Genomic DNA, 25,808 nt, shown 5'->3' with positions numbered 1-25,808 from the left:
AACAGCCAGAAGTGAGAGTTGAGGGATGAGAACAGCCAGAAAAGAGCACCTGGAAATGAATTTTGGGCTGGGATAACTCTACGAAGTAAGGGAAAGGGGGAATAACAATGTCAGATAGGAATGAAACCGGGTACATTCTGCCTGGAAAAGCAGAATCTTACTGGGTGGCGACCACTCGGGAATCAAATTATCCTGCTCTCCAGGGAGACATTCGGGTTGATGTGGCAATAATTGGGGGAGGAATAACCGGAATTACTTCAGCCTTTCTTTTAAAGGAGGCCGGAGTATCCGTTGCAGTTATTGAAGCAGACAGGATTCTCAGGGGTACTACCGGAAATACGACCGCAAAAATAACCTCCCAGCACGGTCTTATCTACGACCGCCTTATATCGGAAGTGGGAAGAGGGCAGGCGAAACAATATGCAGACTCCAACCAGGCAGCAATCGATAAGATTGAGTACATAGTCCGTTCATGGGATATTGACTGCGACTTTTCTCACAAACCCGCTTATGTCTATGCGGGTTCGGAGGCTTCTGCACAAAAGATTCTGGATGAGGTTCGCGCAGCCCGAAGCCTGGGCCTTCCGGCTTCATTCGAAGGAGATTTGCCGCTTCCTTTTAAAACCTACGGCTCGGTACGTTTTAGCCATCAGGCGCAGTTCCATCCCAGAAAATACCTCTGTGCCCTTGCAAAAGAAATCGAAGGCGGCAGTGGCCACATCTATGAGAAGACCCGGGCTCTCGGAATCGAAGGAGGAGGCCCCGTTATTGTAAAAACGGATAGAGGAAACGTAACGGCCGAAAATATAATTCAGGCAACGAATTTCCCTATAGTGGACAGGCCCGGAGAGCTATTCAAAAAGCTGTACCAATCTATGTCGTATGCACTCGGAGCATACATAGAAGAACCGTTTCCCGAAGGCATGTTTATTAACGCCGAGGAACCTGTGCGATCTCTGCGCTCGCAGCCTACGGAAAAAGGCGAAATGGTACTGGTGGTTGGGGACGGGCACCCTACAGGAGATGGGAACCCCACGCATGAGCACTACAGGCACCTTGAGGACTGGGCAAGGTCGATCTATAGAGTACGTTCCATTGACTACCGCTGGTTGACTGAGGATGTCATGCCTGAAGACAACATCCCGCTTATCGGCAGGCTTACTCCGGACAGCGAGCACCTGTATCTGGCGACCGGCTTTAAAAAATGGGGTATGACTGCAGGCACTGCTGCGGCAATGATCCTTACGGATACGATCCTCGGGAGGGACAACCCCTGGACAGGGGTATACGATCCTTCAAGATCCGGACAGGCACCACAGTTTTCTATGGAAGATATATCCGGAATTGAACCGGGGCAGGGGACTATTTTTGAGAAAGGGGAAGAGGAGCAGGTGGCAGTATACCGGGACCTGCAGGGCGTACTCTACACTCTCAATCCGGCCTGCAGGCACATGGGCTGTTTTGTCTCCTGGAACGATGCAGAGAAAACATGGGACTGTCCCTGTCACGGTTCCCGTTATAATGCCAGGGGAGAAGTTATCCAGAGCCCTGCAGTATACGGGCTCCTTGAGAAGAAAGTCAGGGGGCAGGACAGAAAGCCATATTCATACACAAGAAACAATTCTTAATTCCTATTTTTATAGGACAATATCGAAATAATAGTTTATGCCATCGGAAAATAAGGATGCTGACCCCTTCAAAGAGCTCAGGTGGAGCGACCTGGAGGACTGGGCGGGAGGAAAAGCTACTGAAAAGGGGATAAAGTACCAGGAAGAAGAACGGGTAAAAGAGCTTAAGCGAACCCCGGAAGGCAGCCTTGTAGCCCGGGTGGAAGGAACAAAAGAATATTTCACGGAAATCTCTCTGAAAAATGGAAAATTGAGCTCGGTCTGCACCTGCCCTGTAGGGCATGACTGCAAACACGGGGTTGCAGCCGTACTGGAGTACCTGGAACTCACAGAGCACGGAGAAGAGATTCCCGTAATTTCTGAAGAAGATCCGTTCGTTGCAAGAGCCAGACAGGGATACACAGAAGCTGAACCTCCTCTTAAAGGGGCTGAAAAATTCTCAGCCAGAGCTCTCCGCGAATACCTCGAGCAGCTGACAAAAAAAGAATTAATAGAAATACTTGTGGCATTTGCAGAAAAAGATGCTCTGCTCGACAGGTACCTTAGAGACAGGCAGAGTCTTGCAGCAGAAGATGTGGAAGAAATTATCGGGGAAGTCTATTCCGAACTTGACGAGCTCCTGGAAGAAACCGAGTATCCGGATTATGTGAGTTACGAAATTGATGTGCCTGATTTTTTAGATGTGCAGGTAGGGCTGGAAAGCCTGCTTGATGCGGGGCACCCTGATGAACTGCTTGATGTCGGAAAAGAGCTGATGGACAGGTACGAAAAAATAGCGGAGTATGATGAAGAAGGAGAGATCGGGGCAAAAATATCCTCCTGCATGGACGTGGTGCTTGAAGCCCTGTCTCAATCGTCTCTCCCTGCCCATGAGAAAATGCTCTATATGCTTGAAATCGAGCTGAGAGATAACTACAATATTCTTAACGAACATGCTTTCTGGGAAGGAGCCTTTACACCTGAAGAATGGAAGCGTTTTGCAGAAGCCCTGAAAGTTAAGCTGCAGGAAGCCGAAGAGGAAGAAAATTCCCTCTACAGCCCGCCCTGGCAGAGGGATTACGCCGTTGACAGGTTGATTGATGCCCTTGGAAAAGCCGGACTTTCCGAAGAGATAATCCCGGCCTGCGAAAGCGAAGCTGAAAAAACAGGCAATTATATCCGGCTGGTAGAGCTGCTGCTTGATTCCGGACAAAAAAAGAAAGCAGAAGAATGGATTTACAGGGGAATTAAAAAAACCAGGGAATATCAGCCGGGGACTGCCCGCCAGCTCTGGCAGATCCTGCTTGAACTCAGGGAAGAAGAAGGTGACTGGCTTTTTGCAACTGCCCTTGAAGCAGAAGAGTTTTTCAGGGCCCCTTATACGGCCAATTATTCCGGAATGAAGGAAGCCGCCAGAAACGCTGGAGTCTGGCAGGAAGTCCGGGAGGCTGCCCTCAACTACCTGAAAACAGGAGAGCTGCCGGCAGGTCAGGCTGAGGCCAGTCAGATTAAGGGTAAAGAAGAAATCTCAGGTAAAGAAGAAACTTCAATTCTTCCCTGCATTCTCCCGAAAACCGGACTTCCGGAGGTAGGTTCCATACAGAAGATCAAAACTCCTGCCTTTGACCTTTTAATAGAAATAGCAATTCAGGAAGAAGACCCCGAAGAAGTGGCTCACTGGTATGAGGAACTTAAAAAAAGTGGAGAAAGAGCCGATAGTTACTGGCGTTCAATCTCTGAAAATAAAATTGCAAACGCGGTGAAGGAGAAATATCCGGAAATTGCGCTTGAGATCTGGAAACAACTTGCAGAAAAGCTGATTTCCGAAACAAAAGTAAGCTCATACGAAGAGGCAGCCCCATACCTCCGGAAAGTAAAGGAAACTCTCGAGGCCAGAGGAAGAAAGGAGGAGTGGGAAGCCTATCTCTCTGAGATTAAGGAAGTAAACAGGCGCAAAAAGAGACTGCTTGAGATCCTGGACAGACTTGGGGCAGACAGGATCATCGGGGAGTAAGAAGAAATGGGGTAAAGAGAAGTGGAAAGCAGTATTAAACGGGATAAAGCAGGAGCAAGTTTATATATATAAAAAAAGATATATAAAAATAGGGACAGGATTGCCCTGGACCCGAGCCTTGAACTTTACTTCAAAAATACTGATCCTGACAGAACAACAGAAAAATGAAATGAGGAGTTGAAACAAATGCCGGCAAAAGTTAACAAAGAAGAGTGTACAGGCTGCGGAACCTGCGCAGAAGAGTGTCCTGTAGAAGCAATCATTATTGATGAGGAGGAGGGTTATGCGGTCGTGGACGAAGACGAATGTGTCGACTGCGGAGCCTGTGAAGAAGCCTGTCCCATAGGCGCTATAAAAACCGAATAATTCCGATGTCTGTAACTCGTATCTAAATACTTAATTATCCAGGGAACCGGAACTCACAGTTTAAGTTCCGTTCCGTAAACGAAAACCATAATAACATTATATTAGAAGGGGGGAAAGAGTGGGACAGCTGAAAAGGGAAGCTTTTAGCGCTTCAGAACATTTTCCCATTCATATTCTCTCATTTTTAAATTTCTACGATTAATCCCGCTTGAAGAGGGCAGGACTTTTGTTTTATAGCCCATTGCCCTCAGGACCGGCTCGTATTGTCCTGATTTTTTGCCGTTGAAACAGACCAGCTTCAGCTCTGGAGCTATTTCCTTTAAGATTGAAAACCGGTTTATTTCTTCTTCCCTGATTTTTGAGTCCTCACTTCCTTCTCTTTTTCCGGCTTTAAAAACATCCCAGAGTCCTATTTTGTTGCGCTTCAGAGTCTCAAGTCTTGCCTCATAATTCATGTCCTGAAGATTTTCTCCGATCGCGTTGCCGACCAGCCTCCAGAAATCATTACCAGGGTGCCCGTAATACTGCTGCCTTCTTAAGGACTCATCCCCCGGAAGGGAGCCCATAATCAGGATTTCGGTGTTTTCGTCAAGAACAGGAGGAAAGCCTTTTTTTATCATGCTTAAAGAAAGTTAGACTCCAACGCTACTTTAATTTATGGAAGATCAAAGTAGTGTTTCCTCATAAACTGGTTAATCTACTCCATAGCCCCGGGAGGAAATCTTTCAGTTCTGATTTCCCTGCGCCGCAATGAACCCGGGCCATCGTCAGCCGGATAAAATGCGACCCAAAAACCGGCACTGCAATTAAAATAGACAGATACTGAAGGAAGTAGCCCCAGGACCGAGAGAATACTTTCCTTGACCGTGGGGCCTTTTAAATTCCGGGTAAATACAAGCGTTTCCGCCAGCCTGTCTGGCGTCCCTGCCAGTCTGCTCAAACCTGCGTGATCTGCTCAGCCATATCCCTGTAATAGGCGTAAAGCTCCTGCCCCCATTCAATGGCGCTTTTCTCAAAGCTCACCATTTCATGGTTATAGTACCTTCCATCCTTAGAGATCATAGACATCGAGATAAAGCGGTCCGTAACAAGGCTGGACGCGAGTTCTATCTTATTTTCACAGACAAAGAGCTGCGTATTTTCCAGGTTCAGGAACTCTTCGACTTCCGGCCTGTAATCGGAGATAAGTTTCCCGTAGATGGGCTTTTCGAGAACAAGAGAAACTTCAATGCCTTTATTCGCAAGGTCAAGGTAGAGGCCCGGATATCCCGGACGGAAAAAAGAAGAGACTTCCATGACTGTTTTTGACCTGTAGAGGGGATCCATTATTTCAGGCGGGTAATCAAAAATATGAGTCCTGTCGGGCACAAGCTCCATACACCTGCCGAGATCCCCTATTCGGTCAAGCAGGTGGGAGGGAAGGGTGAGAAGATTTTGCCTTGCCCAGTAATCATGGTTTTCATCAAAGACCTGGAATGTGGCAAGGAGAGGTTCCATTTTGGGGACTATAAGTTTCCCTTTTACAGAAAGTTCGTAACCGTCTTCTTTCTGCACCAGCAGCCCGTCTTTGAGCAAGATACGGATCTGAGCCATAATAGGGCTGGAACTGACTTCAAGTTCAGTCTTGATCTCTTCAATCGTTTTTGGCCCGTTCTTCAGGAATAGAAGCAGATTTTTTCGTTTGTCTGAAAAGAAAATGGTATCTATTAACTGCAGTTCCATACTCATTCGATTCGGCCTCCTTCCGGTAGGAGTTTTAGATTAAATAATGGTATTTATTAAGATTATCCTGAGTTACTGAGGTCGAAGTTGCTGAAGTCTGAACAGGGATATTCCAGCTGTCCGGAATAATTCCCTAATAATTTCCCTAATAATTCCAGTTGCTCCGGATAATCTCAATTCCCTTGCGTATTTCGAGGAAAAGCCTCAAACCTGTATTAAGCCTGTTGATGCACCGGCATAATATCAGTGGAGGCTTAAGAGCAGAGATTCTGAAAAAGCTCCGCTTTCGGACGTGCATATAAAACTGTCAAGGCTCTTCTCCCCATCGACCTTTAATGCCCTTGATTTATAGAAATCAAAGAGCTCTCTTGCCCAGGAAATAGCCTGAGGTTCGGAACAGTACATATACTCATGATAGAACCTGCCCTGACTGTCAAAGAGGGAGATCATCATCCCGAGATCCGAAACAATAAGTTCGGCAATTTTTACGCCATCCTTACAGACGAAAAGTTCGGTATTGTCCATTGTGGCAAATCTTCTTATTTTCTTTTCATAGTTGTACAGGAACTTTTCGAGTACCGATTCCGTGAAAATAAGGGAAACCTCTGACTCAAGCCTTCCGAGCTTTGAATAGAGGGGCAGGAACTCCGGCCTGTAGAAGGATGAAAACACCATAAGGTAGCGGGCAGATGAGAAGAAATCCAGAAGCTCGGTATTGGGCTCGAAAATCTGGCTCGGATCGGCTTTGACCAGATTGCAGTCCTTAATGTCTCCTATCCTGTCAAGAAGGTACTGGGGGATTCCTCCCAGGTCGTGTTCGATCCAGTAGTCGTCTTTTTCAACCAGGGTAAGGACATCCACAAGGGACCTGACTTTTTTGAAGACCTGCTCTCCCATATCTGTCAATTCGTAGCTGCCGTTTTTTTGAATAACAAGGTTGCTGTCTGTAAGCCTCTTGATCTGGGGCAAGATGGCCGTGGGAGATGCATCAAGGAGGACTTTAATATCTTCCATTGTGCGGGGTTCCTCTCCCAGGAGTAAGAGGAGATCTCTTCTTTTCTGGGAACGAAATACTACATCTACTAATTCAGGTTGCATTCAAACCACTCCTATCTCTTTTTTCTGTAATATAGGATAATCTGCATCATGCGGCAAGGAAATATTCGCATAGGAACGAATAAAATTTTGAGTTACACTCGGGCCATGTACGACCTTAATAGGAGGAAGAGTTTGCGCCATATACTGGGGATAACCGATAGACGGATTTATATAAAAGAATTTGGATGAATAATTTAAAACGCAATGTAATCTGTCTGACATAGTTTGTATAGTCGGGGAAAAATGTATAACTTAGGGAGAAACAGTATCTGACGGCATAATTCAAGATGGGAATAATGCTTAAACTATCAGTGTAAATTTTAGATGTTCTTGGAAAAAGTAAATCTGAACATTGAAATTTTTTACCCGCTTTATCTGAATAATAACATTGTTCAAAAAAAGTGCAAATGTTAAAAAAGAGAAAGCTTCGAAAAGTATTGAGTGAGATTTCTCTTCTTCGCCTCAAAAATTCAGAACATAAATCTCTGGAAAAACATGGTCAAAAACTTTGATGCCAGAAAGCAGCGCAATAGCTCCAAAATTTCAGACCCCATGTTGACCTGTAAAAATCAGGAAAAAATTTCCGTCGGTTATGGTATATGTGATGATTTCCCCTAATTATGCTGTAAGCACATGTCGGCATGCAGGCATGAGATACAATAAAAAAAGGAAAAGTTTCGGTAACAGGAGAAAGAAATTCTTTCACCGGTGTCGTACTGCAGAAATCTGGAATTTACCCCCTCAAAAATTGATAAACTTCAGATGTTTCTCAGGGTACCACCACAGGAAGAAAATACTTTTCAAAGGCAAAACCGGAACATCCCATGCCTTCTATATCCGGAAACTGCAGAGCCGGATGGCAAGGACCTTTTTGTTTGATCTAAATGGAGGTTTAGAAATATGTTGGACTTTACAGAGGCAAGTCTGAAAAAAGTATTAACAAGATACAATGTGGCTCTGGAAAAGGCAATGACGCCTGAAGACGCCGCAGAAGAGCTCTATCCTAAGGACGAACTTATTTACCCGATCGCAAAAGCCATCTTCGAAGGAGAAGAAGACGACGTGGTCGAGGGTCTCCAGGCAGCAATGGATGCAGGCAAGGACCCAATCACCCTCATCGACGATGCCCTCATGGTCGGTATGGGCGTTGTCACCAAACTCTATGACGAAGGTGTAATTTTCCTCCCTAACGTCATGATGTCTGCTGACGCCATGCTCAACGGCATCGAATTCTGTAAGGAAAACTCCGAAACTGCCCCTGTAACAAAGGGAACCGTTGTCTGCCACGTCGCAGAAGGTGACGTTCATGACATCGGTAAGAACATCGTTACCGCTCTCCTCAGGGCAAACGGCTACGATGTAGTTGACCTCGGAAGGGACGTCCCTGTTGACGAAGTTGTTGCATCAGTTGTTGCAAACAAGCCCCTCATGGTTACCGGTACTGCACTCATGACCACCACCATGTATGCATTCAAGGAAGTTAACGACAAGCTCCTTGAGAAGGGCATTCAGATCCCATTCGCATGCGGTGGCGGAGCAGTTAACCAGGACTTCGTGTCCCAGTATGCACTCGGTGTGTACGGTGAAGAAGCAGCTGACGCCCCCAAGATTGCTGACGCAATCATTGCAGGTACAACAGATATCGCAGCATTAAGAAACAAATTCCACAAGCACTGAGGTGAATGAGATGGCAGCAACAAGATACACTTCAATGGCATATGCCAGCGCAGATGAAATGAGCTTCGGCGTATCCAAGCACCCCGTAAAGGCAGGCCTTGGTCTTGAGATCGGTGCAGGCTACACAATTCCTGAAGTTAACTACGCACCCAGACCTGAAGCAGGTGCATCCAAGGAAAAACTCGTAAAGGAATACGAGAGGATCACAACCGACATTATGGCAAGAATGGTCCAGGTCGGTTTTCCGGCAGTTATCCTTGAAACTGAACACGTTCAGCAGATGTCCAACAACCCCTCCTGGGGAGCAGAAGTTGCACATGCCCAGAAAACCATCATGGAAGAATACCACGATGAATACGGCATAAAGTGCGCACTCCGCCACACCATTGGTGACATCCGTGAGAACAGGGACTTCCTCCAGCTCAGAGGCGACAAATACTCCGTCTTCCTCGAAGCCTTCGAACAGTGTGCCAAGTCCGGTGCAGACCTGCTTTCCGTAGAGAGCATGGGTGGTAAGGAAGTATTCGACCACGCAGTTCTCAGGAACGACATCCCCGGTATGCTCTACGCAATCGGCTGCCTCGGCTCCATGGACATGGAAATGATCTGGTCCGACATTGCAGCAATTGCACAGAAGACCGGCACTGTCGCAGCCGGTGACACCGATTGCGCTCAGGCAAACACCGCAATGTTCATTGCAGGCGGTCTGCTTGACAAGAACCTTGCCCACACCCTCGCAATCCTCGCAAGGGCAATCTCTGCACCCAGATCCCTCGTTGCATACGAATGCGGCGCAATGGGCCCCGGAAAGGACTGCGGATACGAAAACATCATCATCAAAGCCATCACAGGCAAGCCGATGACCCAGGAAGGTAAGACCTCAACCTGTGCTCACTCTGACGTAATGGGTAACCTCATCATGCAGTGCTGTGACTGCTGGTCCAACGAATCCGTTGAATACCACGGTGAATTCGGTGGTACCACCGTTCAGTGCTGGTCCGAGTCCCTCGCATACGACTGCGCCCTCATGAACACCGCTCTTGAAACCAAGAACGAAAAAGTTCTCAGGGACCTTTTCATGCTCTCCGACAGGTACAGAGACCCCCAGTCCTACGTGCTTGCATACGACAACGCATACAAGGTCGGCCAGGCAATTGTTAAGGACGGAGACAACATCTACCTCAGAGCAAAGAACGCTGCAGTTACATGCTGTGACATCGTCAGCGAAGGTGCAGCCGGCAAGCTCGAGCTCTCCAGGTTCGAATCCAAAGCCCTCGCAGACGCAAAGGCTTCCCTTGAGACCCTCACAGACGACATGGACAAGTTCATGGACGACTGCCTCACAAAGTACAAGAGCGAAGTTAAAGTCTTCCTCCCCGAGAACTACGGCTTCTAAGCCCTCAGTTCTCTTTTTCTTTTTTTCTTTAACTTCACGTACTGCAATTTTATCCTCACTTTTTTCATGCCGTCAGATTAACTACTTTTTCTATCCTTGAAACCAGTGGCTTTTCAGCCCTCATGTACATATAAGCAGGAAGTCCTGAGCGAGAAAAATTCTGGAAAAATTTCATTGCCAGCCCGTTAATCCTGGGAAACTCCTTTATCCTCCCATTTGCAAAGAAATCTATCAGCCTGTCAAAAGTCCTCACATTTGTGGTGAAACCCACTTCTCCTCTTGCATTCCGGTCTATGGAAAAGACCAGTTCTACCCAGGCATTCAATTCTTTTGTAAGGTGGCGCCTGCCTCCTCCTTCGACTACTATATAGGACCTGCCGTTTTTGATGTTATCAAAATATTCTCTGAAAGAATCGCCCTTTGCGAGCGTATAGACGGCCCCCATGCCTCCTGTGTGGCTGTCCGTAGTGGCAGCAATCCCTTTTCCGTATTTCCGGGCAAGTGCAGCCGTTATCAGGTTTTTTTCCGTTAAGTCCTGCATGTTGTATTCGACAACAGGGAATTGTTTTATGAGTTCGGGTACTGCCCGGAGGTTGGGGCGGTCCCCTATGGCAAACCAGAAGGGGTGGTTATAGATGTGCGGAAGGTCGTGAACCCTGAGGTAGCGAATAAAACTTTTGAAGTCGTGTTCCTGGTTTGCAATCGACTCAAGTTCTCCGAACTCTTCGGAATCGAGTTCAAAAACATTAACGTGAAGGGTATGCCCTATATTTTCAGGGTCTTTGATTGCAATCTCAACTCCCGGGACCAGCCCTTCTCTGTCCCAGCCAAGCAGGTTATATGCCTCGACAGTATCATGGTCGGTAAAGGTCACGTAATCAAGCCCCCTGGCCCTTGCTTTTTCAAAAAGAACTGCAGGGTGCATTGCCTTTGCGGGAGGGACGTCGTAGGAACAGGAAGAGTGCACGTGCAGATCCACCTTTTTCCATCCCTCCTGAAGCATAGTTTCTGCAAGCTCAGAGCTTACCGTTGTTCTGGAATTATTTTTGGGTTTTCCTCGCATAATACGCACGACCATTTTATTCGGATACTCTTTCGGTGCGAAATATTCAAGAAATTCTTATCCAGTTAAAAGAAGACGGGGAAAATATAAATATATTTCGTTAAAAAATATGTTTTTCTTAATTAATACATATATTATTTGAAAGTAAATTGATTTGAGATTGGACTAAATACAAGAGCTCAAAAAAGAAAAGAGTTACTGAAAAGGAGAAACAGAAAGAAAAGAAGAATAAACCCGAAAGGAAAAGGAAGAAAAGAAAAAAAGAAGAGATCATGAGGTCAGTGTCCCCTGGTTTTTGCATGAATATAACAAATAAAAAGTTAGGAGAAATTTAAAGCAGATAAAGACCTTCTTTTTGGAAAAAACCCTGATTAAAGGCAAAAATAATCTGACATAAGATCTACGGAAATATAAGGCGTAGAAAAATGAAAAATATAGTTTTCTAAAAATAATAAACATACTTAAGAGAATTATTCCATAGAAAAAAGAAAAAATATATATACAGGAGATGAGTATCTATTAACTAGTAGCGTGGGACCAAAAAAGAACGAGCGAAATATACGAACAGATCAAAAAGCATGCGAACAGACCACAAAATATGCCATCAGTAAAGAGCTAATTAAAATCTTCCTCCCATGTTACTTCCCTTTAAATGGATTTTACCTCAAATCTCTTCTTTTTAATTATTTAGTCATACAGATTTTTTCTGAAACTACTATAACTCTGCAGGCAAGGGGACAACTCCAGAAAAATATTTATTATTCCAGCTTACGGCAGGGAAGGGCGATAGGGATATGAAAATCTTACTGTTCATATGCGGAGAAGGGCTTGGGCACACAAGCCGCTGCCTTGCGCTGGGAAAAGAATTTCTGGCTGCAGGGCATGAGGTGAACTTTGGGGCTTATGGTTACTCAAAGGAGCTTGTGAAAAAAACAGGCTATTCGGTATGGGAGATCCATCCGGAAATCAGGCTGATTGGAGAGACCGGGACCTTTGACATAGGAAAATCCATTAAAGAATCTCTGAACAATCTTTCCCCTGCAGGGTTCAGGCAGCTCCTTAAACTGGTTGAAGCCCTGAAACCCGATGTTGTCCTTTCGGACGGATACTACTCCGGCATCCTTGCGGCACGGTCAAAGAATGTTCCTGTTTACTTCATAGGGCACCAGTTCAATATGGAGGAATTTTTTCAGAAAAAGGGACCTCTTTTAAGAGCAGCAGGGACGCTTGTCAGAAGATTTTACAACTACATCTTCAGCAGCGTTGACGGGATAATAGTCCCTGATTACCCGCTCCCTTACTCTGTAAATCGAAGGAATTTCACCATTTCAAGAGATCTCAATGCGAATATCTTTTTCAGCGGACCCCTTATCCGGCGCAGGTACAGGGAAGTTGAGGCAAAACCCTGCCGGCATCCTAATGTCCTTTCAACAATCGGAGCCTTCGGGTACAGGGCAGCCATATTCCGAAAGGTCCTTGAAGCTGCAAAACTGGACCCGGACATTCACTATACTTTTATCTCAGGCCCCGGGATAGACCCCAAAAAGTTTCCTGAAATCCCTGACAACGTCGAGTTTACGGGTTTTACGGACAACCCCTTTCCTTATTACAGAGGATCGGACCTGGTAATTACGGCCGGAGGACACGGCACTATTATGGAGAGCCTCGCCTTCGGGCTTCCCGTGCTTTCCTTCCCGGACGAAAAACATACAGAGCAGGAAAATAATGCCACCGTGCTCGAAGAGGAAGGGTACGGGAAGCGAATGAGCTATCTGACAAGGCAAGAGGTTATTCTTACCTGTATTCGGGAGGTTCTGGAAGAAGAACAATATCGAAGAAAGACTCGCAGATTAAAAGAGCTTTCCGAGAAACTGGATGGGCCGGCAGCCGTTAGAAAACTTCTGGAAGAACAGCTGGAAAACAGGTCTCATATAAAAAAATAAATGTGTGAGATTAAATGTGTGAGATAAAAATAAATGTCTGAGATTAAAGGTGTGAGATTAAATATTTCAGGTTTCGCGCTTCAAATTCCTGATAGTTTAATATCCCGATTTCTAAACATCTTCAATATTTAGCTTCCAGGGGCATGAATATATTAGAAGATTCATAGTTTTTCTCTTTGTTTTTCCATCTCTATCGTAATTTTCGGATTACATATTTATAAAAGCGGAACTCCGAAATATATGTAAAGTGAAAACCTGAGAAATAATTGGAAAAAATGTTAAGGTATTTTGAAAAAAAGTGATTATAGATGAAAGTAATGATTTTTATATGCGGGGAAGGGCTCGGACATACAAGCCGCTGCCTTGCGCTGGGAAAAGAGCTTCTTGCGGCAGGGCATGAGGTGGACTTTGGAGCTTATGGTTACTCGAAAAAGCTGGTCGAAAAATCGGGGTACAGACCATATGAAATTCCCTCGGAAATAAAGCTTGTCGGAAAGGCCGGGGCACTGGATTTTACGGGATCGATCGAAGCAACTCTCAAGAACGCCAAGCTTCTGGGAGGTCCGAAGCTCCTGAAGCTTACGCGAGACCTTAAACCGGATGTCGTGGTTTCGGACAGCTATTACCTGGGAATACTTGCGGCAAGGGCCTTCAAACTTCCGGTATATCTCATAATCAACCAGTCCAATATGGAAGAATTCTTTAAAAACAGAGGTGTACCTATCAGGGTACTCGGGGAAATGACCAAAAAACTCTATAACCGCACCTTCAAAAAGGTCTACAGAATCATTATCCCGGATTACCCCCTGCCCTATACGGTTTGCAGGAAGAACTTGAATTTTGCCCCCAAACTCCGGGAAAAGCTGTTCTATAGCGGCCCTCTTGTGAGGGAGAAGTATGAAGATATAGACAGTATCCCTCTGGAAAAACCGCATGTTGTTTCCCTTATCGGAGGCTTCGGGTACAGGGAGCCGATTTTCAGGAAAGTGCTAACAACTGCCATGCTTGACCCCGGAATTAACTATACGCTCATTTCAGGTCCTTCCTTTGACCCCTCAAAGCTAGGGGAAATCCCGAAAAACGTTAAGATTCTCAGCTTTGTTGAAGACACTTATCCTTACATCAAAAGTTCGGATGCCGTAATAGCTCCAGGCGGGCACAGCACAATCATGGAGGCTTTAAGCTTCGGGGTTCCCATCCTTTCATTCCCGGACGAAGGACACAGCGAACAGGAGAGTAATGCTGCAGTGGTAGAGGAGGAAGGATACGGAAGAATGCTCAGTTACTCCACTCCTCCCGAGGTCATTCTCGAATGTATAAGGGAAGTTCTTGAAGATGAGGCGTATAAAAATAAAGTGGAGAGACTGCAGCGCCTTGCAGGAGAACTGGACGGCCCAAAAGCGATCAGAGAACTGCTGGAAAAAGAAATAGGGAAAAAAGTTTCCTGAAAACCTTCCTGATAAAGAGCTCATTCGGGCTGAGACTCCCCGGGTATGAGACTTTTCAGGTAGTCGAGCAGGGCAGCATGGTTCTCGAACACGAGATCTGCATGCTTCACCTTTTCAGGAGCAAGCATACTTGCAACCGCTACACAGTAAAGTCCGGCTCTTTTGGCAGCAGTGATTCCAAGAGGTGCATTTTCAACTACAATGCACTCATTCTTTGCCAGATCGAGTTTTTCAAGTGCCTTAAGGTACGGGTCAGGGCAGGGTTTTCCGCGCGCAAGGTCGCCTCCGGTAATAATGACCTCGAAGCAGTCCGGGAAAAAAGAATTTGCAAATGTACTGACGACATCAAAGTTCGACCCCGAAACCATTGCAAGCCTGAAATGCCGTTTCAGTTGATTGAGACAGGAAGGCATACCTTCAAAGGGTTTTATGAGGTCAAACTCGAGAACTTCGCGTTTTTTTACAGGCAACTGCTCATAGTGCCAGGGTTCAGGCTCTTTTCCTGCCTTCTCAAAGACCAATTTGATCAGCCCTAAATTATTTGAGCCTTCAAGCTCGTAAATGTCTTCCCTGCTGACAGTGACACCCACTTCCTTGAAAGTCTTAACCCAGGCCTCAGCCTGAAAACACATGGAGTCGACAAGAACCCCATCCACATCAAAAATGATTGCTTTTAACATCTGTGCGGTAGATTGTCATGCTTCTTAATAAGTTTTGTGAGAAATCCAAGCTTATCAAAGTTTCTATATAGACAATTGGGATAAATATAACTAAGATAGACATATCAGGATAGACGTATCAAGATAGGCCTATCGGATAGGCACATCCGGACCTGAAAGAAACTATATCCTGACTTTGACAGTTAGATAAAAATAAGTGCTCTCTATTTTGTGTAATTCGGTCCAATGAACATCACAAAACAGAGAGCATTCCCTACAATTCCTAACAAGAATATATGTGTTCCTATCGGATCGATTCTTGCCATTCAACTCTTTTATGAAAAGCTTAATTTCTGTGATATTTTTAGCAAACATAAAAGCAAGGGTCTTGATCTCAATAGTTTACTAATCGGATTGTTAAGCTACAAATTGACTGAGAATTTTAGTATCAAAGAAGCTGGCAAATGGTTAAATCAGAAAGAGATTCTCGATATCTTAAATTTTGAAAGGTTTCATGAAAGAGTTCTTTACAGAACTCTTGAGCTTTTAGGACGTAACAGAGAGGAGATTCTCTCTGATATTCTGGATTCTCTGTTTTTTATATACGATTTTGAAGAAACGAATATAAACCTGGATTGGACGAGTATAGTCCTTTACGGGACTAAATCCAACCTTGGTAAATACGGGTATAGCAGAGATCACAGGCCTGATAAGCTGCAGATAACCGTTGGAGTCAGTGAATTAGCTGACCCCATTAACATTCCTATTGGAGTGACAGTGAATAGAGGAAACGTTCTTGATCTGGAGCACTTCTCTGACACATATAACCAGGTGAAAAGCAGACTTAAAAAAGGTTCTCTTATTGTTTTTGATAAAGGAGCTAATACCACAGAGAATATCAAGAGTATACAGAATGATGAAATGGATTATCTAACTGCCATGAAACTGAATACGAGTGACGATAAAATTATAGAGAACTTTGATCTGAAAAGAGCAGAACTGATAGATTCCGAAAAAGGTATATATGGGATAAAAATCGTCAAACCTAGCAGCATTAAGTATTTCTATTTCTCTGAATCTTTACAGAAAAGGCAGTTAGAAGCAAAAGCAAGAGCTGTTGTTAGAAAACTAAAGGAAGCAAAAGAGATTCACAAGGCTGTAGTAAACAAGAAAAAGCTTCCCAAGAAATTCAGAATTAATAATGAGTTGATTGAGATTGATTACTCTTTTAGAACTAAGCTCGAAGAGCTTAGTGACGAGGAAGCTATAGAACTCCTGAAAGCTTCACTGATTAATGGAAGAGAAGGATTTTTCTGTCTGAAATCAAGCAAAGATTTGACACTTGAAGACGCATTGATGACATACAGAAAAAAGGATTCGATTGAGAAAATATTCCATTCATTGAAAAACGAAATTAATATCAAGCCGTTAAGAGTGTGGTCGGAGGATAGCATTTATGGAGCAATTATCCTTGGATTTATCGCTCAATTATTCATATCGCTGATGCGATATGAATTTGAAGATCTAAAACACACGTCTACAAAATTCATTAAAAAAAGCTTGAAGAATTTGACACTTACAATCAAGGTCAAGATAAATGGAGTCAAAAACTATATTTTTGCGAATTTTGAACGGATCAATAGCTTGATAGTAGCAAAATGGAATGGGATTACATAGAATATATCATAAATTTATATAAATTTATAGAACCTGTCAAGAACAGTTGGGGCAAAAATAAAGGGAAATATTCAGTACCAATTAGTGGGTACTGTCAAACTTAGGATATCAAAATCTTGAATTTGACTCCCCGGTTTGTTTACAGGGCATTTCCTGTTCTTATTTCAGCCGGATCTTCGCCCCAGATATTTATCATAAAGATAGCCTCCCAGCCAGTACCCGAGGAAAGCAAAGATAAGAGTTCCGGGAGCGTAAATCGGGTATCCCGGGCCTTTAAAGCGGAATACCAGGTTGAAAAAAACAAGGTAAAGGAACAGAAAAACTAAAAATCCACCAATTTCGGTCTGCCTTTTCGTCAGGTTCAAACTTACCGGGACCTCCTTTTGCCGGATCTAAAACTGACCTGAAAATCCAGTTTTCGGGATATGCTTTCGTGTTTTACTCAATTTCATTTCTTACTTTTTAATTGCTTCTTCTATTGCTTCTCCTCTGCCTGTCTCTATTGCTTCTCTTAATTTCCGATTTCATCTATTGCTTTATCGATTACTTTTTCTCTTACTCCATCTACGTCCTGCTTTTTCTCTTACCCCATCTAATTATTTCTCTTCCTTTCCTGCTTCTTCTTCCTTCTTGAAACCGAGAGAGACGGCATTGATGCAGTAACGTTTCCCTGTTGGCGCAGGCCCGTCTTCAAAAGCATGCCCGAGATGGCTTCCGCAACGAGAGCAGACCACTTCGATCCTGTTCATGAAATAGCTGGTGTCTTCCTTTAGCCTGACTTTGTCACTGGAGATCACATCATAGAAACTTGGCCAGCCGGTTCCGGATTCGAACTTGGTATCGGATGAAAAAAGTTCCTGCCCACAGGCAGCACAGGTATAGACCCCTTTTTCTTTGTTATAGTACAGTTTGCCGGAGAAGGGTCTCTCCGTGCCTTTCTGCCTCAATACGTGATATTGCTCAGGAGTAAGAATCTTTTTCCACTCTTCTTCGGACTTTTCTATTTTGTTCTGTGCCAGTTATATACCCCCTTTATGCACATAATTCAATTTGCCGGAAAAGGCTATCACCCTTCGGGTCAGGGAAAAATCTGACTTCTCCTGACAGAAGGACATTGTGTACTATTAGAGATTATTAGATTATTATATGCCGAAGAAGTATAAAGAATAGTATATACCTATTCAACCGAACTGCATTGCAGGAATAAAAACTCGTGAGTCGGGGGACCATGGAGGAAAACCGGAGGAAAGGAAAAAACCACAGTATAATGGTAGCTGCCCTTTTATTTTTTCTTCTTACGATTGTGTTTGCCCTTGTAGTTACCAGGAAGATCTACCTGGGAAAGTTTACTCTCCCGTTTTATCTCGTTGTCTCAGGAACGTATTTCTTTGCTACCTCCCTGGAAACCGAGGGAGGTATTGGAGAGTGGATTGCTTCTTTCGGCTGGACTCTTAACATGTTTGGCCTGATCCTCTTCTACCAGTACGGAACAGGAGACACGGAAAGCTGGGCTTACGCCTGGCCTCTTATATTCCCGACAGGACCGGGCCTGGGGAAGCTGGGTTATGGGGCGGTGAAAGCCAGAAAAGAGCCTTTCGAACGGGGGAAAGTCCTTATTCAGGTAGGGTTTGGGCTTTTTGTTCTTTCCCTGATAGTTTTCAAGCTCTTTTTTCAATTACTCGATATTAGGTAAAAGAATTTGAAAGGAAAGGGATTTGAAAGGAGAGGAATTTGAAAGAAGAGGGATTTGAAAGGAGAGGAATCAGAATGTGAGGGAATCTCATTCATATCTGAGCGAGTCTACCGGCTTCATTTTTGCGGCTTTTCTTGCAGGGTAGACGCCGGAGACGAAACCGACAGCAACAGCAACGATAAACCCGGCAACTATCAGGCTTAACGGGAATACTACAGGCAGGGAAAGGAGGCTTTCAACGCTATAAGCACCTGCAATTCCGACAGCTCCTCCGATAATGCCCCCGAAGACTCCGAGCAGGATTGATTCTACCATGAAAAGAAAAAGGATGTCAAAGCCCGTGAAGCCGAGGGATTTGAGCACCCCTATCTCTCTTGTTCTCTCGGTAACGCTTACGAGCATGATGTTCATGATCCCAATGGACCCTACTAGGAGGGAGATAAGGGCAACTGCTGTCAGGAAAGAGCTGAGGGCTGCTGCCATCATGTCGGTCTGCTCTAAAATCTCAGCCTGGTTAACGAGCATGTAGGGCCTTGAATCTTTGTCGTCAAGCTCCCGTTCGGAAATCCCGAAGCTCCGGGCAAGGCGCCTGTCCACCTCATCCGAGGTCTCCTGAATAGCTGCCGGGTCTTCAGCCATTGCAAAAACCCCACCATAGTCATTTTCGCCAAGAATCTCATTCATGACATCAATGGGGATCAGGACAGCTTCGTTATCGTTGTACGCCTGGACCATGGTGTTTTCCGGGTTCTGGATTATTCCCTTTACCTTGAAGGTTTTTGTGATTTTTTCGTCTTCTCCGACCCTGAAGGTTATATCTATGGAGTTTCGGACCGAAAGGTTCCTGCCGAATTTCTCGTTTGCAATGTCATGCCCGACAATTGCAACATACCCGTCATTGTCGTTGATAAAAGAGCCTGTCCCGAGCCGGGTATTTGCAACCTCGTCATAAGCTTCCCCCACTCCGCTTACCATGATGTTTTTGGTCTCGGACATGTACGTGACTTCAGCAGTCTGGGACTTCAAAGGCGAAACCCCGGAAATCCCCGGCGTATTTTCAACAATCTTGAGCTGGTTGTCGTAGAAGAGCTTTTGCTGCATCCCCTGAATGTAAATGAAATTTGAGCCGAGGTTCGAGACCTCATTTGTAAAGTGCTGGTTGAAGCTTGCCCCGAGGGACACATTGGCAATTACAGCCGCAACTCCGATAACGATTCCAAGCACGGTAAGGGTTGAACGCATCTTTGCACTTTTAATGCTTCCAAAAGCTATTTTTCCTGCACTGAAAAGAGGGATCATGATGGGGGCTCCGTTTTTCATCTTTCACGGGAAAAGATAAAATTGAGATTGAGGGTCAAACTGAGATCCTTAAACTTTATTTAAATGAATATATCAAACATATAAATCCTGCTAATTAGGGGACATTAATCTGGAATGAAGAATGCCCGTTTTACAGTTGAACCGTATCATCTTACTACTGAAAAATGGTTCCCGTAGTTTTCTTATCTTCAGATTTTCCAGCATCGCAATAGGAAACAAGAGAGCTATAAAAAGAGAGGAAGAGATTTATATGTCCCTTAAAATCCGCCCCGAAACCCCCTCCGACTATCCTGCCATAACTGAAGTAAGTGACCTCGCCTTCGGGCAACCTGCGGAGGGAAAACTCGTTGAAAACCTCAGAAAAAACCTGAAATTTGTCCCTGAACTTTCGCTCGTAGCTGAAGTCGACGGGAAAATCGTTGGGCACATCCTCTTTTTCCCGATAAAAATCAAATCCGAGGCGGGAAAGGAAAAAGAGACTATTTCACTTGCTCCGGTAGCAGTTAAGCCTGAGTTCCAGAAACGGGGGATTGGAGGCGAACTTATAAAAGAAGGGCTAAAGGCTTGTCTGCGCCTGGGATACGATTCTGTCATCGTCCTCGGGCATCCCGAGTATTACCCGAAGTTCGGGTTTGAGCCGGCGGGAAAATGGGGTATAAAAGATCCCTTTGGCGCGCCGGCTGAAGCGTTTATGGCGCTCGAGTTAAAGAAAGGAGCACTTGAAGGTGCCGGCGGGGTTGTGGAGTATCCTGAAGAGTTCAATAACGTGTGAAGAATAACGTGTGAAATAAATTCAAAAAAACCTGGAAATGGGAAATAGAATTCCCACAGAAAAACTCCCTCAGCAAAAAATGATTTAACTGAGTTTTTGGTTTTACGGCTTTAAAGGCTCTTTCCGATTTCTTTTGCTTTTTCAAGGATATCCGGCTGTTGAAGAATATCTTCAGGGGCGCGGGTGCCGGCTGCGACTATACTGCCCTGGACATCGAGATGGATGAAAGAGAAGAGCCCTTCCATATAATCGAAGTACTGTTTGAAGGTATTCGGATCGGGGTTGCCCTGGGTATAGGCAAGGACGAGTTTCCTGGACCCCTTAAGCCGGGTGGAAAAATCAGGATTAATAAAGGCGACCAGACGGTCTATAAAGAGTTTCGTCTGGGCAGTGACTTCCCACATGTAAAGAGGAGAGCCGAGCACGACAGCGTCAGCTTCCTGGATTTCATCATAAAGCTGCTGCATATCGTCATCGATTACGCATTTGCCATCGATCTTGCAGGTCATGCAGCCCTTGCAGGGGTTGAGCTCCAGTCTGGAAAGGTTATAGGCTTTTGTTTCAGCGCCATTTTCTGCAGCTCCTTCAAGAATTGCATTTACAAGCTTTGTGGTGTTTCCATCTACTCTGGGGCTTCCGATTAATCCTAAAACTCTCATCTAAAATCTTCCTCCAAAAAAGAAAATGAAAAGTAATAAAATAGACAGGCTAACCGAGGTATAAAATGTTCCCTCAGAAAATTTACTTTCGACCAGCCTTTACTGTAAAACTGTAGAGAAATTTAGAGTGAGGAAGTCAAGCTAGATTCGATTCTGTTATACTCCATACCAGGAAGGTTCGAAACCGAGATCAATTTCCCGAGGTCCTTTGCGTTCTCCAGCAGCCTGGGCCTGAATGCAACTTCAAGTTTATCCGTGCCTGCTGCAATGATTGTATCAAGAACATCAAAGCCCAGATAATAGAGAAGACCTGCTGTATATTCAAAATACGGTTTAAAGGCATCCCTGTCCTGAATTCCCTGAGTGAAGACAAGGATTAGTTTTTTATGTTCAAGCCTGCTCGAAAAATTTGGCCTTAAAAAAGCTGTCATTCGGTCGATAAGGAGTTTTGTCTGGGCTGTCACCTGCCACATATACACAGGAGAGCCAAGTACAATAACATCGGCTGTCTGAATTTCGCGGTAAAGTTCCTGCATATCATCATTTATGACGCAACAGCCCTGTTCCTGACACCTGCCGCAGGCATCACAGCCTTTGATGTCAAGAGAAGCAATGTTATAAACTACAGTTTCTGCCCCCTTTTCCGCAGCCCCCTCGAGAACTGCATTCACAAGTTTTGAGGTATTACCATCGATTTTAGGACTACCCACCAATCCGAGAACTTTTATGTTAGAACCCCCATTCAAATTTTAAATAAGATATCGAACATTTTTGAGCAAAGGTATAAACGACCGGTCAGGATAAAAAAGTTTCTCTTGTTGAAAAAAATAAGTAGGTTTGTATAGAAAGCTCAAAATAAAACAATAAAAAAGAGAAAAAGAGAATTCTGCTTTTCCTGGTTTGTATCCCTGTTACTTTTTAATTACATAAAACGCGCCAAGAAGCGCTGTAATAAAAAGCAACCCCGTAAAGAATGTTGAATAACCTGATTTTTCGGTGCTTTCGGTTTCCTCCTCACCTGCTTGAGAAACAGGCTCCTGTATGTCAACAGAGCCTTCATTTGCTCCTTCCACACTGGCTTTTTGAGAATCTTCTGCGGAATCGTCTTCTGCGGAATCATCCTCCGTAGAATCCTCAGATTCGGGGTCCTTTTTCACAATTTTGACATCTCCTACCGAATCACCATTGCTACTTGAATCCGTACTGCTTGAACTCTTATTTGTGTCAGCAGAGGAAACGGAAACTTCGAGATCAATTTCAGAGATCAATCCGGGAGTTTTGTTTACAGCTTCAATTTCTGAGGCAGGGATCTTAAAACTGGAATTATCTTCATAGACATAGAGTTCCACATCCCCGAGATTAGTGTAGTTTTCGGGAGTGAGATTCAGGTTCAGGCTGTATTTGCCCTCTTCTTCTACAGTGCTTTTCGCAATTAGCTCCCCTTCATAATATGCCAGAATCTCAGAGCCCTCAGAGACAGGGTCTCCATCTACATTTAGCCCGCCACGCAGGATGAGCGGCAGGGCAGGCACATCTCCAATCGAATCATTTTCTTCGGATAAGGCAGTTACACTTAACACTGCAAACACAGACAATATCATCAGGCTTAAAATAAGCACTCCGAATTTTCGGTACTTAATCAAAATACTTCCCCCAACTCCATTTTAGTTAATGTAAAACTCAAACCACTATCCGGATTTGATTCCCGCTTCATCCAGACTCCGACTGCATGATCTGCAGGTTCTTCGTTAGAAAGGGTTTTTGCTTACAGTTTTTTATCCCTTTTGTTCAGGCAGGATTTACCCCCGACAAAACTCCCAGATATTCGGTTTGAAAATATTTCCTGCCCAGAAATGTAATAGGGCAAGAGTTATTGGAATATAATATTATTAGATATTATAAATAGCAGTATATTGAAAAATAATAATTAATTAATAATAATAACCGGCTCAGCTCGCATGCCCCATGTCAATCAAAATCGAATCTGGCTATTTGGAAAACTGTTCAGCACTCCACACACAGGTTCCAGCTGTAAAGCGATGAAACAATGAAATTCCATGCAGCAACGTAAATGAAAGAAATGAGGACAACGAGAGAAAAGAGATAAGGGCAATAAAAAATAGAAACAGGGCAAAGATAGATAAAAAGAAACAAGGAAGAGAAGGAAAAAACAGCTAAAAAAATGGAGAAAAGGAAAGACAGCTAAAAAAAGGAGAAAAGGAAAAACAGCTAAAAAATGGAAAAAAGGAAAAACAGCTAAAAAAGGGAGAAAAGGACGGAAAAAAATAGAAAAAGATGAAGGAAAAAATAGATAAAAAGGAAAAATTCCCTTTTACTCTTTTTTCACTTTTTATTCTTCCCTTTGCTCTGTTTTCTTGATTAATCTTTTATTTTTCCTATTTTGTTCAATCTTTTCTCACCTTAAGGAGAGCAAATGCTCCGAGCCCTGCAAGCAAAACAGAGAGCGTTTCGAATCCGGGCAGTGCCGACTTCTCTTCTTCGGGTTCGGCCTTCACAGGCAGGTCTTTATATGTATCATAACTGGAAATTGAAACTCCCATAAAAGTCGAATCGTTAGCATAGTATTCTGCCAGGGTGGCAAAAAGATTCTGTATTGAATTCTTATCCTCAAAGCCTTCTTCTACGGAAATTTCAATTATTCCTTTTGAGCTCACGCCTCTGATTTCCCCCATCTCAAGTGCAACGGCATCAACAATATCCGATTCGGAGGTAAGGTCTTTCTTCTCACGGTCATAAGCCCTGAGAACAAAGAAGTCTACCAGAGGAGCAATTTCTTCAACCTTCGATGCATCATAATCGGGAGGAAGACTTGCTGAAATGGATACTTTTTCTCCGGCTTTCTCCCTGGCAGCCTCAAAAAGGGCTACATAGTCTATGCAGCCCTCTTCAGAATCATTAGACGTCTTCATGTAGATGTTAATCCCGTCAAAGGGTGCAAGCGATTTTTCGTTATAGTCAAGAATGGCATCCAGGGAAGCCTGGGAGGTATCCATAGCTCCTTCTTCCGTGCAGTTGAGCTCTTCAAAAAGCACTGCATGCACAGTCATTCCTTCTTCACGAGCCATTTTTACAAAGCGCTCGTACTGCCAGACATCTTCCCCGTTAATGCTCAGGAAGATGGTATCGATCCGTGAGGACTCAAAATCTTTTGTAGGTGCCGGGAAATCGAAACTGTACGGGGAAGAGAGTTTAATGCCCGAAACGCCGACAATGTACCTGGGGAACAGGGGTTCGGGGGCATTAATCGTGTTTGCACTCTGGTTTTCTTCCATCTGTGCCGGGATTTCAGAGGATTCTTCGGGAACCGAAACCTCAGAAACAGGAGTCTCCGTTTCATTGGAATTTAAAGAGTCGGAAATCGAATCAAGTTCAGAAATATTTTCTTCCGGGGTTTCATCTTCGACCTGGGCCGAAGCGAATGTGACAGTTGGTTCGGGGTCTACGAATTTACGGACAAAAGCATAGTCTACAGCCATATAGCCGGTGTTCTTCGAAGCGTCGGAGTAAGAAGCTGCATAAAGATAAACATGCATCGGGATGTTCGTAACATACTCATTTGAAGTATAGTCCATCTTTGTATCCCGAACCCCGTTCTTAAACCAGGCAATGCTGCGATTATCGTTTTCTTCGTACCAGGCAATTCCCGAGGTGTACCATTCTCCTTCGGAAACGCGGACATTTGTAAGATCAAAAGAGTTGTGCCTTTCCTTTCTATAAGAAGTCTCCCAGCGCACACGGGTCTCATTGGCAAACTCGGTCTCGTGCTGAATTTCGTTTTTCTTGCTGCTAATCTGATCTATGAAACCCTGCCTCAGCAGAGGGCCTCTCTCATCCGTTCCTGTGGTAACCTTCATTCTTTTGACCACGAACATGGAATTTATGTCAAAACTGGCTTTGCTGTAGATCATGGAGGAATCATATGCATGAACTTTGGGGGCTGAAACTTTACATATGCCATTTTCGACCTCAACAAGCCCTCCCCCGGCACTTTCGGATCTCCATACAAGGCTCTGGAGTTTGTCTTCCTCAAAGCCATCGAAAAAATCAAAGGTTTCCTCTCCGTTGCTAACTGCCGTAGCTTCCGAATTTCCGCACTTCATAAGAAGCGTAATGCTTTTGTTCGCAGGCAGGAAGGGAACCCTAACCCAGATGAGGGCCTTTTCAGCATCCGGGTCCCAGGTTTCAATCCAGTAACTGAGATTTCGCCCTCCAGATAAGAAACGAAGGTCAGAACCATCTTTATTTGCCTGTGAGAAATTAAAGTTAGTAGAATTCAGGTTGATTGGAACCTGATAGCCTGTTAGATTTTTTCCAGTATTTTCAGTAATTATTATCTCCTGGGAACAGGTACTCGTGTTATTTACTGCAGATAGAGCCCATAGATCATTAGCTGAAGCCAGAGCAAAGCCTGTGATCAAAACCAGGAAAAAAGTAGAAACAATCCCATACGTGAGCAGTCTCTTTTTCATTTTTAGCAGCCTCTTTTTAAGTCATTAATATCAAACACGATAAAGAATACTATCAAGACTATTATCCGACATTATCAAGACATTATCAAGACCATATAACAGGTACTATGTATTTTACCTACTTATTAACCCAAAAACAATAAACCTTTTCATAAATACTTGTACAGAATAATAGTTAAAATGATAATATTGATTAATATAAAA

The 25,808-nt window shown here is 44.2% G+C and carries 24 protein-coding genes; 11 read left to right on the top strand and 13 right to left on the bottom strand.

Annotated features, from left to right (window positions below):
* Window positions 1-107 precede the first annotated feature (107 nt).
* The 4 genes from ACSAZL_RS18820 to ACSAZL_RS18805 are packed head-to-tail and all read left to right on the top strand — an operon-like array spanning window position 108 to window position 3,987.
* On the top strand, window positions 108-1,628 hold the full coding sequence (locus ACSAZL_RS18820) for an FAD-dependent oxidoreductase (protein ID WP_440946102.1): 1,521 nt from the start codon (window positions 108-110) through the stop codon (window positions 1,626-1,628).
* Window positions 1,629-1,665: 37 nt separating this feature from the next.
* Window positions 1,666-3,621 (top strand): SWIM zinc finger family protein, encoded by a 1,956-nt coding sequence (locus tag ACSAZL_RS18815; protein ID WP_440946101.1) that lies wholly within the window; start codon window positions 1,666-1,668, stop codon window positions 3,619-3,621.
* On the top strand, window positions 3,593-3,802 hold the full coding sequence (locus ACSAZL_RS18810; RefSeq protein ID WP_440946100.1) for a hypothetical protein: 210 nt from the start codon (window positions 3,593-3,595) through the stop codon (window positions 3,800-3,802). The genes ACSAZL_RS18815 and ACSAZL_RS18810 overlap by 29 nt, the downstream gene beginning before the upstream one ends.
* 5 nt (window positions 3,803-3,807) lie before the next feature.
* On the top strand, window positions 3,808-3,987 hold the full coding sequence (locus ACSAZL_RS18805) for a 4Fe-4S binding protein (RefSeq protein WP_440946099.1): 180 nt from the start codon (window positions 3,808-3,810) through the stop codon (window positions 3,985-3,987).
* A gap of 143 nt (window positions 3,988-4,130) precedes the next feature.
* On the opposite strand, the gene ACSAZL_RS18800 is transcribed toward ACSAZL_RS18805, so the two are convergent.
* The 4 genes from ACSAZL_RS18800 to ACSAZL_RS18785 form a co-directional block, all read right to left on the bottom strand.
* Window positions 4,131-4,607, bottom strand: a complete 477-nt coding sequence (locus tag ACSAZL_RS18800) for a DNA-deoxyinosine glycosylase (RefSeq protein WP_440946098.1) — start codon at window positions 4,605-4,607, stop codon at window positions 4,131-4,133.
* Window positions 4,608-4,684: 77 nt separating this feature from the next.
* The gene (locus ACSAZL_RS18795) at window positions 4,685-4,927 is read right to left on the bottom strand and encodes a hypothetical protein (protein ID WP_440946097.1); all 243 of its coding nucleotides are present in this window, start codon (window positions 4,925-4,927) and stop codon (window positions 4,685-4,687) included.
* Window positions 4,924-5,715, bottom strand: a complete 792-nt coding sequence (locus ACSAZL_RS18790; protein WP_440946096.1) for a helix-turn-helix transcriptional regulator — start codon at window positions 5,713-5,715, stop codon at window positions 4,924-4,926. Before ACSAZL_RS18790 ends, ACSAZL_RS18795 begins: the two co-directional genes overlap by 4 nt.
* Window positions 5,716-5,952: 237 nt before the next feature.
* The gene (locus ACSAZL_RS18785; protein ID WP_440946095.1) at window positions 5,953-6,807 is read right to left on the bottom strand and encodes a helix-turn-helix transcriptional regulator; all 855 of its coding nucleotides are present in this window, start codon (window positions 6,805-6,807) and stop codon (window positions 5,953-5,955) included.
* Window positions 6,808-7,707: 900 nt separating this feature from the next.
* Between ACSAZL_RS18785 and mtaC the strand changes: the two genes are divergently transcribed.
* Together mtaC and mtaB are read left to right on the top strand one after the other, a co-directional pair.
* Entirely contained in the window at window positions 7,708-8,484 is a 777-nt protein-coding gene (gene mtaC / locus ACSAZL_RS18780) for a methanol--corrinoid protein MtaC (protein WP_440946094.1), read from the top strand.
* 10 nt (window positions 8,485-8,494) lie between these two features.
* Entirely contained in the window at window positions 8,495-9,880 is a 1,386-nt protein-coding gene (gene mtaB, locus ACSAZL_RS18775) for a methanol--corrinoid protein co-methyltransferase MtaB (protein WP_440946093.1), read from the top strand.
* A gap of 64 nt (window positions 9,881-9,944) precedes the next feature.
* On the opposite strand, the gene ACSAZL_RS18770 is transcribed toward mtaB, so the two are convergent.
* Complete coding sequence (locus ACSAZL_RS18770) at window positions 9,945-10,943, bottom strand: PHP domain-containing protein (RefSeq protein WP_440946092.1); 999 nt, start codon at window positions 10,941-10,943, stop codon at window positions 9,945-9,947.
* Between the two features lie 794 nt (window positions 10,944-11,737).
* Here ACSAZL_RS18770 and ACSAZL_RS18765 point away from each other — a divergent pair.
* Both ACSAZL_RS18765 and ACSAZL_RS18760 read left to right on the top strand, forming a co-directional pair.
* A complete protein-coding gene (locus ACSAZL_RS18765; protein WP_440946091.1) occupies window positions 11,738-12,886 on the top strand; it encodes a UDP-N-acetylglucosamine--N-acetylmuramyl-(pentapeptide) pyrophosphoryl-undecaprenol N-acetylglucosamine transferase in 1,149 nt (382 codons plus the stop codon).
* A gap of 308 nt (window positions 12,887-13,194) precedes the next feature.
* Window positions 13,195-14,334: a UDP-N-acetylglucosamine--N-acetylmuramyl-(pentapeptide) pyrophosphoryl-undecaprenol N-acetylglucosamine transferase gene (locus ACSAZL_RS18760; protein WP_440946090.1), complete on the top strand. Its 1,140-nt coding sequence runs from the start codon at window positions 13,195-13,197 to the stop codon at window positions 14,332-14,334.
* 20 nt (window positions 14,335-14,354) lie between these two features.
* Here the strand turns inward: ACSAZL_RS18760 and ACSAZL_RS18755 are convergent, their stop codons facing one another.
* Entirely contained in the window at window positions 14,355-15,014 is a 660-nt protein-coding gene (locus tag ACSAZL_RS18755; protein ID WP_440946089.1) for an HAD family hydrolase, read from the bottom strand.
* A 225-nt stretch (window positions 15,015-15,239) separates the two neighbouring features.
* Between ACSAZL_RS18755 and ACSAZL_RS18750 the strand changes: the two genes are divergently transcribed.
* Window positions 15,240-16,670 carry an IS1634 family transposase gene (locus tag ACSAZL_RS18750; protein ID WP_440945983.1) on the top strand — a complete coding sequence of 477 codons (1,431 nt, stop codon included), beginning with the start codon at window positions 15,240-15,242 and terminating at the stop codon, window positions 16,668-16,670.
* A 164-nt stretch (window positions 16,671-16,834) separates the two neighbouring features.
* Here the strand turns inward: ACSAZL_RS18750 and ACSAZL_RS18745 are convergent, their stop codons facing one another.
* Both ACSAZL_RS18745 and msrB read right to left on the bottom strand, forming a co-directional pair.
* The gene (locus ACSAZL_RS18745) at window positions 16,835-17,035 is read right to left on the bottom strand and encodes a hypothetical protein (protein ID WP_440946088.1); all 201 of its coding nucleotides are present in this window, start codon (window positions 17,033-17,035) and stop codon (window positions 16,835-16,837) included.
* A 231-nt stretch (window positions 17,036-17,266) separates the two neighbouring features.
* A complete protein-coding gene (gene msrB / locus ACSAZL_RS18740; protein ID WP_440948904.1) occupies window positions 17,267-17,689 on the bottom strand; it encodes a peptide-methionine (R)-S-oxide reductase MsrB in 423 nt (140 codons plus the stop codon).
* A gap of 209 nt (window positions 17,690-17,898) precedes the next feature.
* Between msrB and ACSAZL_RS18735 the strand changes: the two genes are divergently transcribed.
* The gene (locus tag ACSAZL_RS18735) at window positions 17,899-18,363 is read left to right on the top strand and encodes a hypothetical protein (RefSeq protein ID WP_440946087.1); all 465 of its coding nucleotides are present in this window, start codon (window positions 17,899-17,901) and stop codon (window positions 18,361-18,363) included.
* 87 nt (window positions 18,364-18,450) lie between these two features.
* Here the strand turns inward: ACSAZL_RS18735 and ACSAZL_RS18730 are convergent, their stop codons facing one another.
* The gene (locus ACSAZL_RS18730; RefSeq protein ID WP_440946086.1) at window positions 18,451-19,662 is read right to left on the bottom strand and encodes an ABC transporter permease; all 1,212 of its coding nucleotides are present in this window, start codon (window positions 19,660-19,662) and stop codon (window positions 18,451-18,453) included.
* A 271-nt stretch (window positions 19,663-19,933) separates the two neighbouring features.
* On the opposite strand from ACSAZL_RS18730, the gene ACSAZL_RS18725 reads away from it, so the two are divergent.
* The gene (locus ACSAZL_RS18725) at window positions 19,934-20,455 is read left to right on the top strand and encodes a GNAT family N-acetyltransferase (RefSeq protein WP_440946085.1); all 522 of its coding nucleotides are present in this window, start codon (window positions 19,934-19,936) and stop codon (window positions 20,453-20,455) included.
* Window positions 20,456-20,565: 110 nt separating this feature from the next.
* Here ACSAZL_RS18725 and ACSAZL_RS18720 read toward each other — a convergent pair whose 3' ends face one another.
* The 4 genes from ACSAZL_RS18720 to ACSAZL_RS18705 all read right to left on the bottom strand — a co-directional run bounded on the left by ACSAZL_RS18720 (window position 20,566) and on the right by ACSAZL_RS18705 (window position 25,604).
* A complete protein-coding gene (locus ACSAZL_RS18720; protein WP_440946084.1) occupies window positions 20,566-21,114 on the bottom strand; it encodes a flavodoxin family protein in 549 nt (182 codons plus the stop codon).
* Window positions 21,115-21,236: 122 nt separating this feature from the next.
* The gene (locus ACSAZL_RS18715; protein WP_440946083.1) at window positions 21,237-21,860 is read right to left on the bottom strand and encodes a flavodoxin family protein; all 624 of its coding nucleotides are present in this window, start codon (window positions 21,858-21,860) and stop codon (window positions 21,237-21,239) included.
* 165 nt (window positions 21,861-22,025) lie between these two features.
* Window positions 22,026-22,757 (bottom strand): hypothetical protein, encoded by a 732-nt coding sequence (locus ACSAZL_RS18710; RefSeq protein WP_440946082.1) that lies wholly within the window; start codon window positions 22,755-22,757, stop codon window positions 22,026-22,028.
* 762 nt (window positions 22,758-23,519) lie between these two features.
* On the bottom strand, window positions 23,520-25,604 hold the full coding sequence (locus ACSAZL_RS18705) for a DUF2341 domain-containing protein (RefSeq protein WP_440946081.1): 2,085 nt from the start codon (window positions 25,602-25,604) through the stop codon (window positions 23,520-23,522).
* Window positions 25,605-25,808: the final 204 nt, after the last annotated feature.

Source organism: Methanosarcina mangrovi, from assembly GCF_052057765.1.
Taxonomy (GTDB): Archaea; Halobacteriota; Methanosarcinia; order Methanosarcinales; family Methanosarcinaceae; genus Methanosarcina.
The sequence above is the reverse complement of the archived record's forward strand: the minus strand, read 5'-3'. Positions and strand labels throughout refer to the sequence as shown.